The sequence below is a fragment of the Leifsonia sp. Y878 genome (assembly GCF_057669685.1).
Genome location: NZ_JBYHFS010000005.1, coordinates 151,778 through 165,249, shown reverse-complemented (window position 1 = coordinate 165,249; position 13,472 = coordinate 151,778). Strand labels below are relative to the sequence as shown.

The window sequence follows — 13,472 nt, the reverse complement described above, 5'->3', positions numbered from 1 at the left end:
CGGATGAGTGCTGCCGACCGGTCGCAAAAGTTACCATACCGGCTAGTCGGTATCTGTTGTAGAGTGAGCTAACCCCGACACGAAGAGGTGCCGATGTCCACGCAACAACCAGTCCAGCTGAGCGACCCTCGCGACGCAGACTCCCGCGAGACCGTTTCGCCCGACGCCGCTCCACGCCTGCAGATTATGGGGCTCACGGTGCGGTTCGGCGGCCTCACCGCCCTCGATGCCGTGTCGTTCAGCGTCGGGGTGGGCGAAACTGTCGCCCTCATCGGGCCGAACGGCGCAGGCAAGACCACCGTCTTCAATGCGGTCTGTGGCCTCGTCCGCCCGACCGCCGGCGCCATCCGCCTCGACGGGCGGCCAGCGCCAGCCTCGCCGACCAGCCTCATCCGTCATGGTGTGGCCCGCACGCTCCAGGGACTCGGACTGTTCGAGGGAATGAGCGTTCTCGAGAACGTGCTCGTACCGCTCGTCGCACCAGCCCGTTTCGCCAGGGGCGACCGCAGAGCCACCCACGCAACGACAGCCGCCCACAGCAGCCCCGTCACCAAACGCGCCCCCGCTGCCGACTCCGTGACACGCGCCACCGCGATGCTCGGCGAGCTGGGCCTCGTGGCCGACCTGCACCGCCCCGTCGCCTCGCTGCCGTATCCAGAGCGCAAGCGCGTGGCGCTGGCGCGCGCCCTCGTGACGCGGCCCGACCTCCTGCTGCTCGATGAACCGGCAGGCGGGCTTGGCGCCGGTGACATCGCCGACCTCTCAGCGATCGTGCGCGACGTCGCTGCGACGGGATGCTCTGTTTTGCTCGTCGAACATCACATGGACTTCGTCATGAACCTGGCCGACCGGGTCGCGGTTCTCGACTTCGGCCGCATCATCGCGTGCGGAACGCCGGCCGAGGTGCAGGCTGATCCGCACGTCGAAGAGGCCTACCTGGGTGTGGAGGCCGCCTCGTGACCGCGCTGCTGGAGATCGAGTCGCTCTGCGCCGGCTACGGCGGATCCCCCGTGCTGCGGGAGGTGAGCTTCAGTGTGCCGAGCGGGAGCATCGTCGCCCTGCTTGGGGCGAACGGCGCTGGGAAGACCACCCTGCTGCGCAGTATCTCTGGTCTCGTCTCCCCCACGTCTGGCGGCATCCGCTTCGCAGGCGCCGAACTCAGACAGGTAAGCGTCGAGGACCGCGTGCGGCGCGGACTTGCCCAGGTCCCAGAGGGGCGCAGCGTCGTGGCCGAACTCACGGTCGACGAGAACCTGCGCCTCGGTGCGCTGTGGCGCTACTCCGCCAGGGAGCTGACAGCGGCCGTCGACGAGATCTATGCAATGTTCGAACCGCTTGCCCAGCGCCGCACCAGCTCAGGCCATCAGCTCTCTGGCGGAGAACGCCAGATGCTCGCGCTCGGCCGGGCAATCATCGCCAGGCCACAGCTGCTCGTGCTCGACGAACCGTCACTGGGGCTCGCCCCGCGGGTGGTCGCCCAGATCATGACAGTGCTGCGCAGTTTGCGCGACACAACAGGGCTCACCGTGCTGCTGGCCGAGCAAAACGTGGTGAGCGCCCTCTCCATTGCCGATCACGGGGTTGTACTCGGGCTCGGCACGCTCGTCGCCGACCGGCCGGCGGCCGAGCTCACCTCCGACGACGCCCTCCGCCACGCGTACCTGGGGTTCTGATGGATCAACTCGTCTTCCTGCTCGCCACCGGCCTCGCCCGCGGCGCGATCTTCGCCCTGTTCGCCCTGTCGCTCGTGCTCATCTGGCGTGCAGCGCGCATCGTCAACTTTGCGCAGGGCGCGATGGCCCTGGTCACGACCTACATCGCCTTCGCCGTCACCGGCATGACCGGCTCATATTTCGCGGGCCTTGCCGCTGCCATCCTCTCCGGCCTCCTGGTCGGTTTCGCCATTGAACGCGGGGTGATGCGGTTCGCCCCTGCCGGGCAACCGCTCGCGGGCGTCATCATCGCCATCGGCCTCGTCATGGTGCTGCAATCGGCGCTCGGCATCCTGTTCGGCCCGCAATATCGCCCCATGGAGGCGCCATTCGACGAAAGTCCCATCGTGATCGGCGGCGTGCCGGTGCTCTCGCCGTATGACCTGTTCGTGCTCATCGTCGCTGTCGCGGTGATGTCGCTGCTCGCGCTGCTGTTCACGCGCACGTCGCTCGGGCTGCAACTACGGGCATCCGCTTTCGCCCCAGAGGTCTCGCGGCTGCTCGGCGTTCGGGTGTCGCGCATGCTCACGATCGGCTGGATGCTCTCCTCAGCCGTTGGCGCACTGGCGGCCCTGCTGCTCGTGCCGACCGAGCTCGGCCTGAACCCGCACTCCACCGACATGCTGTTCGTCTACGCGTTCACCGTCGCCGTCGTTGGCGGCCTCGATTCGCCGGTGGGAGCGCTCATCGGCGGCCTCGCCGTCGGCATCCTCATCACGCTCGTGACTGGTTATCTCGGCGCGACCGTCGCACCCATCGCGGTGCTTGTGCTTCTGGTCGGCGTGTTGCTCGTTCGCCCCGGTGGCATCTTCTCTGCACGAAAGGTAAGAGTCGCATGAAGCGGATGCTCCCCTCCCTCACCGGCACTCCGCGCCTCATCGTCGGAGCTGTCGCGCTCACGGTGCTCGCCATCGGCTGCACCTTTCTGCTCGACCCATACCGCAACTACCAGCTGGCCCTCGTGGCCGCGTACCTCTGCGCCACAGCAGGGCTGACATTGCTCATCGGGCTCACCGGCCAGCTGTCGCTCGGCCATGCCGCCCTCATGGCAGCCGGCGGCTATGGCTACGCACTCACGGCGAATGCACTAACGGATGCCGGCATCGACGGTCTCCCCCGCTTCGTCCTCGGCCTCCTCGCCGGAGTCGGGGCAGCCGGGGTGGTTGGCCTGTTGCTTGGGCTTGCCGCGGCACGCCTGCACGGACCATACCTGGCCGGCGTCACCCTCGCGCTCGTCATCGCGTTGCCCGCGTTCACGAGCGTCTTTGTGGGAATCTTCCGCGGTGACCAGGGCCTGCAGATCGCGTACGACGGCGTTCCGGAGGCACTCTCCACCCTCATCGCCGTTGAGCAGTGGCAGGCTTGGGTCGCCATCCTCGTCGCCGGGATCACCGTCACACTCCTGACGATCGTGCGGAACGGCAGCGCCGGCCTCCGCATGCGCGCCGTGCGCGATGACGAGGTGGCCGCACGCCTCGGCGGCATTCCGGCCGGTCGAGTGAAGGTACACGCCTTCCTGGTGAGCGCGCTCGGTGCCGGAGCCGGCGGCGCCGTGCTCTGCTTCGTCACCCAGTCGGTGAGCCCAGGGGCGTACACCCTGGCCTTCTCGCTGCTGCTCGTGGTCGCCGTGGTCGTCGGCGGCCTCGGCAGCATCCTCGGCGCGGCCATCGGCTCGCTCCTCATCGTGGCGCTGCCCTGGCTGGTGCAGAGCGCCACCTCTGCGCTGGCGTTGCCAAGCGAACTCGAGCAGCGGCTCTCCGGCAACCTCGCTGTGCTGGTGTTCGGTGCGCTGCTGATCGTCGTGACCGCCGTCTGGCCAGGCGGCATCCGCGGTGCGCTCCGGATCCGTCGCCGCGCCAGCACCAGCACCCCCGATGCCCCTGTCTCGCACCCTGCACCGCAATCCATCTCCACTGCACCCGTCCACACCGAACCTGTCCGCACTGAATCCATCCACACCGAACCCGTCCGCACCGAACCCATCCCCACCGAATCAGAGAGGTGACCCATGTCACACAACAGCGCACCACCCCGCCGCGCGATCGCGGTCGCCGCGGCATCCGCCATGCTCATCGCACTCTCCGCCTGCAGCACGCCGGTGCCGGCGGCCGAAGCCGTCGATGCCCCCGGTGTCAGCGACGACACCATCACCATCGGCACCCACCATCCGCTCACTGGGCCAGCTGCGGCCGGCTACGCCTCGATCTCTGCGGCGACCGCGGCCTACTTCGCCTACCTCAACGAGCAGGGCGGCGTCAACGGCCGCACCATCGACTACATCGTCAAGGACGACGGTTACAACCCCGCGAACACGCAGACCGTGGTGCGTGAGCTCGTCGAACAAGACGGCGTGTTCGCCATCCTCAACGGGCTCGGCACTCCGACCCACACGTCTGTGCTCGACTACCTCAACCAGAAGAAGGTGCCAGACCTGTTCGTGGCCTCCGGGTCGACGAGCTGGAACCAGCCGGAGAAATACCCGTACACCTTTGCCTTCAACGTCGACTACGTCACGGAGGGCGAGGCGCTCGCGCAGTACGCCACAGACGAGTTCCCCGGCAAGAGCGTGTGTGTGCTCGGCCAGGACGACGACTTCGGCACCGAGTTCACGACTGGGCTCGAAAATGTGCTCGGGGCCGACGGGCTCGCGAGTGTGCAGAGCTACTCGGTGTCCAACCAGGACGTTGTGGCGCAGATCAGCGCTATGAAGGCGGCCGGATGCGAGATCAACATGCTCGCGACCGTCAATGGCTTCACGGCACTCGCTATCGGTACAGCGGCCAAGCTCGGCTACGCCGCGCAGTGGTTCTCGTCCTCGTCGGGAGGCGACTACCCGACCCTCGTCAGCTTCCTCGGCGAAGACCTCGCCCCCAAGCTGCTGCAGGGATTCGTCAGCACCAACTACCTGCCGTTCGGCCAGAGTGACGACTGGCGCGCCCTGTTCGAAGAGATCAACACCGACTACAACAACGGCGCCACGTTCGACGGCAACACCGTGTACGGCATGAGCGTCGGCTATCTCTTCGCCGAGGCACTGGCCGCAGCCGGCGAGAACCCCACCAGGGAGAGCCTGCTCGAGGCGGTCAGCTCCGGCGACCTGAATGGCAACGGCATTCTGCCCTTGTCATTCGGCGCAGACAGTCACGCCGCCTTCATGGGCGTCGGCATCACCTCCGTCGAGGCCGGCGTGCAGGACTTCGTGGGTGCCACCTACGTCAGTGATGGCACGGGCAATGTCTCCGCGCACGACGCCGAGGCTGTGCCCCTCACCAACAAGGGCGTGCCGAAGGTCTAAGCCAGGCATACACAAAGCGGATGCCGCGGGCCCCTATGGGTGCGCGGCATCCGCGTTGTCGTGTTCACGGATCGCGCCGGACCTCCTCGTCTTGTCGCAGATCCCATGGGTTTCGAGACGTGCAGATTACGAGACACGTGTGCCTGCGGGGGGTAGGTCAGCCTCTGCGGATCGTTGATTCGATCACGCGGGACGGCCAAGATGGACGGAACCGAGAGTGGGGACGATGAGATCCAGCGCACCAATACCGGGAAACCCGTGGCCTCACGACATGATGATCACCGTCGAGGATCGACCTAACGCACTCCTGGAGTTGCTCTGGATCCGGGAAGCGTATGCGTTGCAGCTTCAAGGCGAAGACCTCCCGCCATTCCTGTCGGACACGCCCGCAACCGTCCAGAATGCTGCGATAAGCACCGATACTCGCGACGAGTGGGAGGGCGCCTGGCCCCGCATCTGGCATGCTGCAGTGGCACACGCTGGGCCGGACATTGATCCCGCACTGTTCGACGAGATTCAAGACACTGCAATCGGTTTGACCGAACGCGCCGATCTTCTCCACCGAATTGTCGGACCCAGCTGGCGTGACGAGTTCGGAGACAGCGCGTTCGACCACGACTCGTACAGCACCTGGTCACAAGTTGGAATGGATGCTCAGTTGGCAGTGCTGCCCACGCGACTCGAAGACCAACCGGAGCGACGCGATCTACCAGCACTGATCTCCGCGTGGCATGCAGGCCTGACCAAGATCGTGACCATCCCTTGTTCGGATGAGTTCACGCGCAGAGTCAGCGAGAACGCCCTTCTCATGACTGCTGCAACGCGTGAGGACAGTGACAGCTACCGGCGCGCGTTGAGCACCTTCATCTGACTGTCTTCGGGCCCCGCATGACTCCACGCGGCATCAGATCGGCGCCGCTTCCGGCGGGTCGGTTTCAGTCGAGTGCGGCAGAGCCAAGTGCCGGGTAATCGGGCGGGAGATAGTCCCTGACCGTAAGTGTGTATATTGCGGGCATGTCCCACGCGCCGGGGACCTCAATCTCTTGGGTCGATGCTCCTGGATCAATCGAGGCAATCTCGTAACCGTCCTCGGAGGAGCCCCAGTGGCCATCTGCATCCTGAACCAGTGCGTCCTGCTTCAGGTACAGACGAAGATCCGTCGCGTCTCCGGTCCGGAAGTTCTCGAGCACGATCCAAACCGAACCGTCCTCCCTGCGCTGGATATCGACGGTGCCGGTGGTTTCTGCTGCCTGCGAGACGAACTCCCCGCTGAGAGGCAGTTGCTGCTCGAACTCGCTCAGCTCAGGTGTTTCGGCGGTTGCGGATGTAATTGGAGAGCTTGAGGCGGGCGTCGATGGCGACGAAACAGGATTGGGCGAAAACGCGCATCCGCCCAACAACAAAGCGACCGGAATTCCGACTGCGCCAATCCATCGAAATGCCCGTATCCGCCCCATGCCGTCCACTCTAGATGCCGGCGCCGCATCAAAACAGCGATTCGACGCAAGCGAGGAAGCATCAATTGTTGGTAGAGGTTATGCCCCGGCTGCAGCCTGGCGAACACGCAAACATCAACGCCGCATTGTTTTCGGTAACCAGACACTAGATCGGTTCCACCGTCTCGTATCCCTTGGGTTATGAGGCACTTAGGTTACGAGACATCACACCGACTGTCGGGCGATTTTCCTCACCATCGGTGAGCGCCCCATTCTTTTCACTACTCGATTCGTTCGTCATAATCGGAGCTCCCACCTTGATCGCTGGCGCGGTTGCCGCAATTCGTTTCGCAATATCGGCAGCCTTTTGGTCTATCGAATCGGAGACGCGATTAACAAGTGCTGAAAGAAATGCTGACAGGAACAGCCGTCAGGATCAGTAAGTTCGTTATTGGAAGGATTCTTAGTGAATGGAAAAGAACGGCCGAACCGCGCACGTCTTATTGGCGAATGGGCACTTACCATCGTTTTTGGAATTAGTAGCGGCATAAGCGCAATTCAACTTGCCACGGGGTCGGCAGACCAAGGTGAATGGTTCGCGCTGGTTCTGTCCGTCATCGTATTCGCGTTGAGTCTGACGCTTGTGATTCGAGCCCATCGCGGTCATACGGACTTCTAGGAGCGTCTCTGTTCACGCGAGCACTACCGCCCCGGCACCGCCGTCACCATCAACGACGACCAACTCGCCTTCGACGTTGACGTGCCCCTGCCCGGCTACAAGAACGCGGTCACCTCTCTCGACCTCCACGGCCGCACCCAAACCGACCTCGAACTCCGCGACCTGCGCCTGGCCGCCAGCAGCCACCAAGGCGTCTCCGTCACCGGCGAGAACCTCTGGACCTCTTCGACGTGGCCCGACAGGTCAAGCAAAGACACGCAACCGAACGCATCGCCGCGGATGCCATCGAACAGCACAGCAACGTGCACCAATTGTGGCCAGCTACTCGTCTGGCGTAGACCCCAATTCTGACGCTCTCGCGCAATAACGTCTCCAAAAACTAAGGCGAGTTCAACGGGCGAATGCACCACGATGAGACGTGGAGGTGCGTATGGAGTTCACGGCGGAGCAGGAGCGGTTGATTTGGGAGGGGCGGCGTGCGGGTGAGATGGAGAATGCGGTCCGGGCTTGGGTACCGCACGTTAGCGGCAGAATGGTGCAGTGATAAAATCTAGGGCGCTACTGCAGTTAGCCATCGCAGTCGGAAGCACCACAACGGTGCTCGTCAGCGGATGGCGTTGGCTAGACGCTCCGGCTTGGGCGCTGCTCTTCGTCGGTTGTGCTGGTGTCGCATGGGTGGTTCGTGCGCTCGTCTTCGATCGAATTAGTTCGTTTGTCGATGGCGGTCTACTGCTCGTGATGCTGATCGGTTCAGCTGCGGCCGCCGGCCCCAGCTACAGCACCAGCGTCTACCCGATGGCAGGAAGCCTTGTGATCATGCTCGGCAAGACCGATATGCCTCACTGGGTGCGATGGATGTGGCCGATCGCGGCGATCATCGCCGCGACGTTCGGTTTTAGCAATGGGCACCGCGAACTCTGGTCGATCGCAATCACAATCCTAACGATCGCGATCGCCACCCTGGCCGGGCTGGCGCGCCGAGCAGCCGCTGACGACGTATCGCGCCGATTCGAGGGGCTCGACCGTGCCTACGCCTCAGAACTCTCGAAGGTACAAGCGTCCGCGGATCGGCTGCTCACCGTGAGGACCCTCCGCGACCGGTACCCGGCACTCACACCGCGCGAGGCAGAGACTCTCGCGCTCATTTGCCGAGGACGATCCAATGAAGAGATCGCGGGCGATCTGTTCATCTCTGTGGCGACGGTCAAGGGATACGTAAATTCCTTATTCGCCAAGATGCCTGCCGCGAATCGCTCGCATGCGATCGCACTCGTCCTAGGAACTACGCGCTCAGGGATCACGACATAGCATCGCGAGCGATCCTGTCGGCGTCCTTGCTGTGTTGCACGCGTCTTCCCCTTGCCACAAGAACAACGATGCGCACCAAAACGGTGGTGCCGGCCATCAGAACCAGTGCTGCCGGCCACACATCGTTGCTGATGCTGTTCTCGTAGTCGAATTGGCCGAGGTCTTGTTGGCCCACCCCCGTAGCCCACAGCTGGAAAGCCAGCCGCAGTCCCATAACCAGAATCCAGAGGCCAGCCGCGAGAAGACCGGCACGGGTCACGACCCTGCCAGCGGAAACCTGCACCTGGGTCAACCCGCCGATAGCGACGCCAAGCGTAGCGCCAACAAGAACAGCAAGGGCGAGAACGACCTGGCTATTCCTCTCAGAGGGAACCGAATGAACGAACGTGATGCTCGCCCAGATGACGAGAACGATCGGTAACAGGATCTGCACGAGAGTCAACGGGCGCTCTCTCACTTGAAGTACCACCAAAGCGATAAAGAGAAGGTCAAAAGCCCAAATAGTGAATGTCATGACCTCAGCATCGCGACGCACACCGACCAGGCCCACCACCCCAGAGCGGGTCTGAAGCTTTCCCACCCTAGGGTGGGGAAGCAAATCCGGATCTAATGAAAGCGAGACGGACTGTGGACGAAATGACTCGCGAACCTCGCGTCGACAGGGAGCGAAACCGTCTCCGACTGACGGAAGCAGCTGCGCGAGCGCTCCAGCACAACGGGGTGGCTGTGTCGATGCGGGCCATCGCCCGCGAGGCCGGGCTGGGCATCGCCACTGCATACCGTCACTTCCCAACGAAGAACGACCATATCGCCGGAATCTCGTAGCGCAGCGAGTCTTACAAATACGTCGCATATCCTCCTGCCTGAATCGCAGTAGTCACCGTTAGTTATGCAGAGCGACGAAGTGATCGCCTACGCGCGCGCATCGACGCGCCAGTAGTCCACCGACCGGCAACCGATGCGCGGATGGAACCATCCGCGCATCGGTACCTCACGCTGGTGGTCTGGCCGGGCAATCAGCTGTGCACGGCGCTGAACTGGTCGACCAGGAGCCGCTTCAATACCTTGCCGCTGCCGCCGATGGGCAACGCGTCGACGAGGTGCACCACCCGCGGGTATTTGTAGGCAGCGATGCGCTCCTTGCAGAAGGCGATGAGAGCGTCGGCGTCGAGCTCGTGGCCGTCGAGTGCGACGACCGCAGCGTGCACCTCCTGGCCGTGGGTGTCGTCGGCCAGACCGAACACGGCGGCCATTGCCACGTCGGGGTGCCGCGCAAGCACGGCCTCGACCTCTGTGGGGTACACGTTGTAGCCATTGCGCACGATCATGTCCTTCTTGCGGTCAACGATCGTGACGATGCCCTCCTCGTAGGTGCCAAGGTCACCTGTGCGAAACCAGCCGTCGACGACGGCTTCGGCCGAGGCATCCGCTCGCCCGAGATAACCCTTGAACAGGTTGTGGCCACGCACGACGATCTCCCCGAGCGACCCTGGCTGCACAAACTCGATGCGCCCCTCGACCTCTGCCTCGGCGATCATGACGTCGACGCCCCAGAGGGCGCGGCCCACTGTGCCGGGTCGGATGGGCTCGTAAACGGTGTTGAACGACACCGTCGGCGCCGTCTCTGTGAGGCCATACCCCTCGTGCACCTCCGCACCGAATGCCGCCTGGAAGGCCTCGAGCACGGCCACCGGCAGCGCCGCACCGCCGGACACTGCGTAGCGAAGCGGCGGACGCTCGGCACTGCGGCCGGCCGCCTGGATCATGCCAACGAACATGGTGGGCACGGCGGTGAAGACGGTCGCCTGGTGGGTGATGAGCAGCGCGAGGGCCTCATCAGGGTCGAACCGCGGCAGCAGGATGATCGAGGCGCCGCGACGGAAGGCGATGTTCATGACGGCGGTTTGCCCGAAGGTGTGAAACAGCGGCAGCCCGCCGAAGATCACGTCGTCTGTGCGCATGTCGAAGGAGTCGATGAGTGAGCAGTGCACCTGCTCGACGATCGCGAGGTGAGAGCCGACAGCGCCCTTCGGGGTTCCCGTCGTCCCACTCGTGTAGAGAATGGTCGCCGGCTCCAACGGGCTCATCGAGACGTGCCGTTCGATCGGCACTGATGCCGCCGCCTCAGCCTCGAGGCGCGGCAGTTCAGGTCCCCCGGCCTCTGGCGGTGGGGCGAGCACGGTGACGAGCGGCACTCCGGCGGTGCTGGCGGCCGGAAACGCCTCAGCGAGCAGCGGAGCAGCAGCCACCAGCAGGTCGGCACCACTGTCGCGCAGCACGAAGGTGATCTCCTCGGATTTGAACAGCAGGTGGATCGGCACCACGATCGCGCCGAGCGACAGCGCGGCGTAGTACACACGCGCAAAGTCGGGCACGTTGGGCACGAGCATCGCGACGCGGTCGCCGCGGCCGATGCCACGCTCACGCAGCGCCCCTGCGTACGCACGCGTCTCTGTCCAGAGCTGCCCATAGCTGATGGTGTTGCCGAAGAAGTGGATGGCAGGGCTGTCGGGGGCGCGGCTCGCGGTCTCGGCGAGAATGCTCGCGACCGAGAGTGTGCCGAAGCCGTCGCCGTCGATTGCGACGTCGGGTAGGTGTGCCATGAGGATCTCCTTTGATCAGTGACAGGGTGACAGGGATGGAGCTGGGGATGGATTGGAGTGGACGTGGGAACGGGAGCGGTGCGGGATCGGCGACCGTGCGGCGGCTCAGCCTCGCAGTTCTGCCTTGCCGAGGGCGGCGAGGTGCACTTCGTCTGGGCCGTCGGCCAGGCGCAGCGCCCTGGCGCCGGCGAACATCTCTGCGAGGGGCTGGTCTGACGACAGGCCGGCGCCGCCGAAGAGCTGCATGGCGCGATCGAGAATGGTTTGCACCGCTCGGGGAACGGCGATCTTGATGGCCTGAATTTCGGTCATGGCCGCCCGGTTGCCCGCGGTGTCCATGAGCCAGGCGGTCTTCAGCACGAGCAATCGCAGCGACTCGATGCTGATGCGCGACTCGGCCGCCCATTCGCGCACGACTCCCTGGCTGGCCAGCGGTAGTCCGAAGGCGACACGGTTGTTGGCGCGCTCCCGCACCAGGGCCATGGCCCGCTCCGCCATGCCGAGTGCGCGCATGCAATGGTGGATGCGGCCGGGCCCGAGCCTGGCCTGGGCGATGGCGAATCCGTCCCCTTCGGCCCCGATCAGGTTCGCAGCGGGAACGCGCACATCACGGAACACGATCTCCGCATGCCCACCGTGGTCGCGGTCGTCATAGCCGAACACCGTCAGCGGTCGCACGATCTCGACGCCCACAGTGCCGCGCGGCACCAGGATCATCGACTGTTGCCGGTGCCGCGAGGCCGCAGGGTCGCTCTTGCCCATCACGATCAAGATCTCCGCATTGGGATTCATCGCGCCCGTCGACCACCACTTGCGCCCAGAAATCACGTAGTCATCACCGTCGCGACGGATGCTGGTGGCGATGTTGCTGGCATCAGAGGAGGCCACGTCGGGTTCGGTCATACAAAAGGCCGAGCGGATGCGAGCATCCAGCAGCGGCTCGAGCCAGCGCTCCTTCTGCTCGGTCGTGCCAAAGTCGGCCAGCACCTCCATGTTGCCCGTGTCTGGCGCGGCGCAGTTGAGGGCGACAGGGGCGAGCCGCGGGCTCCACCCGGTGAGTTCTGCCAACGGCGCGTACTGCAGGTTGCTCAGCTGCGCGCCGTGCTCCCCCGGTATGAAGAGGTTCCAGAGCCCGCGCTCTCTGGCCAGAGTCCGCAGCTCGTCGACGACGGGCCGGAACCCCCAGTCATCTGGCGTGGCAGCAAGCTGGCGTTCGAGCTCAGGCTCGGCGGGAATCACGTGCTCGTCGATGAATGCGCGGAGCGTCGCGGTCAGCTCGGTCGTGTGGGCGTCGGCGGCAAAATCCATGTCAGTGTCCTCGTCTCATGTTCTCAAAGTCCTCTCAGGGCCGAACGGGTGAGCCCTTCTGCGGCAAGCGGCTCCACCAGCTCCCCAATGCGATCGAAGCCATCGCCGACGGTCTCGCCGGCCTGGTAGCGGCAGTGGATGCCCTCCAGAATGACGGCGAGCTTGTAAGCCCCGAAGGCGCGATACCAGCCGAGAGCGGGCGTCACGATACCGGCGCGTGCCGCGTAGGCATCCACCAGCTCGTCGAAGGTTGGGTAGCCGGCGCCCTGGTCGACGGCACTGGGAGCCAGGCCCCGGCCGCCGGGAAGCTCAGCGATGCTCCAGTAGAGGCCAAGCATGCCAAGGTCGACGAGTGGGTCCCCGATTGTCGCCATCTCCCAGTCGAGGATCGCGGTGATGCGCGGGGTGCTCCCCGGCACGGAATCGCCGCGGCCGCCGGCAACCAGCGCGTTGTCGAGTCGGTAATCACCGTGCACGAGCGCGGAACGCCCGGCCGCCGGCATCCGCTCGCCGAGCCCAGCCTGGAGCTCGTCCAGCCTCGGCACGTCCCGCGTCCGGGAGGAGTCGAGTTGCCGACGCCAGGTCTTCAGCTGCCGTTCGAGATAGCCGTCTGCGCGACCGAAGGTGTCGAGCCCGACGGATGCCGGCGGGATGCTGTGCAGCTCGGCCAGGATGCAGGCAAGGTCGAGGCCCAGGTCATGCAGCTCGCTCTCTGAAAAACCGGCATTCTGCGCCGGGTCAGACAGCACTCGGCCTTCAACGAGCTCCATGACGAAGAAAGGTGTGCCGGTGACCAGGCCAGCTGCCGAATCGTCGACCAGGTCTACCGTCGGCGGAACCGGCACTGCGCTGCCGCGCAGCGCACGAATGACGCGGTGCTCGCGGGCCATATCGTGCGCGCTTGACAGTACGTGGCCGAGGGGCGGACGCCGCACCACGAGCGGACGACGTGCACCGTCGACGCGATAGGTGAGGTTGCTGCGACCACCTGTGATGAGCGTGGCCGACAGCGGGCCGTCTGCGAGTTCTGGATGCGCACGTGCGAGCCATTCGGTGAGTCCCACGACATCGAGCCCGGGAGAGTCGGTCATCCTTGACCACCTTTCACGCGCGATTGCCGCGCAGCGCACG

The 13,472-nt window shown here is 64.8% G+C and carries 14 protein-coding genes; 8 read left to right on the top strand and 6 right to left on the bottom strand.

What is annotated here, in order from left to right; all coding sequences use genetic code 11:
• The first annotated feature begins 93 nt into the window (after positions 1–93).
• The 6 genes from AC25Y4_RS15915 (at position 94) to AC25Y4_RS15890 (ending at position 5,878) form a co-directional block, all read left to right on the top strand.
• Positions 94–960: an ABC transporter ATP-binding protein gene (locus AC25Y4_RS15915; RefSeq protein WP_488121411.1), complete on the top strand. Its 867-nt coding sequence runs from the start codon at positions 94–96 to the stop codon at positions 958–960.
• A complete protein-coding gene (locus AC25Y4_RS15910; RefSeq protein ID WP_488121410.1) occupies positions 957–1,673 on the top strand; it encodes an ABC transporter ATP-binding protein in 717 nt (238 codons plus the stop codon). Before AC25Y4_RS15915 ends, AC25Y4_RS15910 begins: the two co-directional genes overlap by 4 nt.
• Complete coding sequence (locus AC25Y4_RS15905) at positions 1,673–2,551, top strand: branched-chain amino acid ABC transporter permease (RefSeq protein ID WP_488121409.1); 879 nt, start codon at positions 1,673–1,675, stop codon at positions 2,549–2,551. The genes AC25Y4_RS15910 and AC25Y4_RS15905 overlap by 1 nt, the downstream gene beginning before the upstream one ends.
• Entirely contained in the window at positions 2,548–3,717 is a 1,170-nt protein-coding gene (locus AC25Y4_RS15900) for a branched-chain amino acid ABC transporter permease (RefSeq protein WP_488121408.1), read from the top strand. Before AC25Y4_RS15905 ends, AC25Y4_RS15900 begins: the two co-directional genes overlap by 4 nt.
• Before the next feature lie 3 nt (positions 3,718–3,720).
• Positions 3,721–5,007 (top strand): ABC transporter substrate-binding protein, encoded by a 1,287-nt coding sequence (locus tag AC25Y4_RS15895; RefSeq protein WP_488121407.1) that lies wholly within the window; start codon positions 3,721–3,723, stop codon positions 5,005–5,007.
• A gap of 271 nt (positions 5,008–5,278) precedes the next feature.
• Positions 5,279–5,878: a hypothetical protein gene (locus tag AC25Y4_RS15890; RefSeq protein ID WP_488121406.1), complete on the top strand. Its 600-nt coding sequence runs from the start codon at positions 5,279–5,281 to the stop codon at positions 5,876–5,878.
• A gap of 64 nt (positions 5,879–5,942) precedes the next feature.
• Here the strand turns inward: AC25Y4_RS15890 and AC25Y4_RS15885 are convergent, their stop codons facing one another.
• Positions 5,943–6,473: a hypothetical protein gene (locus AC25Y4_RS15885; RefSeq protein ID WP_488121405.1), complete on the bottom strand. Its 531-nt coding sequence runs from the start codon at positions 6,471–6,473 to the stop codon at positions 5,943–5,945.
• A 661-nt stretch (positions 6,474–7,134) separates the two neighbouring features.
• The gene (locus tag AC25Y4_RS15880) at positions 7,135–7,311 is read right to left on the bottom strand and encodes a hypothetical protein (protein ID WP_488121404.1); all 177 of its coding nucleotides are present in this window, start codon (positions 7,309–7,311) and stop codon (positions 7,135–7,137) included.
• Between the two features lie 351 nt (positions 7,312–7,662).
• Here AC25Y4_RS15880 and AC25Y4_RS15875 point away from each other — a divergent pair, with 351 nt between their 5' ends.
• The gene (locus AC25Y4_RS15875; RefSeq protein WP_488121403.1) at positions 7,663–8,430 is read left to right on the top strand and encodes a helix-turn-helix transcriptional regulator; all 768 of its coding nucleotides are present in this window, start codon (positions 7,663–7,665) and stop codon (positions 8,428–8,430) included.
• Here the strand turns inward: AC25Y4_RS15875 and AC25Y4_RS15870 are convergent.
• A complete protein-coding gene (locus AC25Y4_RS15870; RefSeq protein WP_488121402.1) occupies positions 8,420–8,944 on the bottom strand; it encodes a hypothetical protein in 525 nt (174 codons plus the stop codon). The genes AC25Y4_RS15875 and AC25Y4_RS15870 overlap by 11 nt on opposite strands.
• Positions 8,945–9,066: 122 nt before the next feature.
• Between AC25Y4_RS15870 and AC25Y4_RS15865 the strand changes: the two genes are divergently transcribed.
• Positions 9,067–9,255, top strand: coding sequence for a helix-turn-helix domain-containing protein (locus tag AC25Y4_RS15865; protein WP_488121401.1), 189 nt, complete (start codon positions 9,067–9,069; stop codon positions 9,253–9,255).
• A 191-nt stretch (positions 9,256–9,446) separates the two neighbouring features.
• On the opposite strand, the gene AC25Y4_RS15860 is transcribed toward AC25Y4_RS15865, so the two are convergent.
• The 3 genes from AC25Y4_RS15860 to AC25Y4_RS15850 form a co-directional block, all read right to left on the bottom strand.
• Positions 9,447–11,033: an AMP-binding protein gene (locus AC25Y4_RS15860; protein ID WP_488121400.1), complete on the bottom strand. Its 1,587-nt coding sequence runs from the start codon at positions 11,031–11,033 to the stop codon at positions 9,447–9,449.
• A 105-nt stretch (positions 11,034–11,138) separates the two neighbouring features.
• Positions 11,139–12,341, bottom strand: a complete 1,203-nt coding sequence (locus AC25Y4_RS15855) for an acyl-CoA dehydrogenase family protein (protein ID WP_488121399.1) — start codon at positions 12,339–12,341, stop codon at positions 11,139–11,141.
• 23 nt (positions 12,342–12,364) lie between these two features.
• Positions 12,365–13,432, bottom strand: a complete 1,068-nt coding sequence (locus AC25Y4_RS15850) for a phosphotransferase family protein (RefSeq protein ID WP_488121398.1) — start codon at positions 13,430–13,432, stop codon at positions 12,365–12,367.
• Positions 13,433–13,472 lie beyond the last annotated feature (40 nt).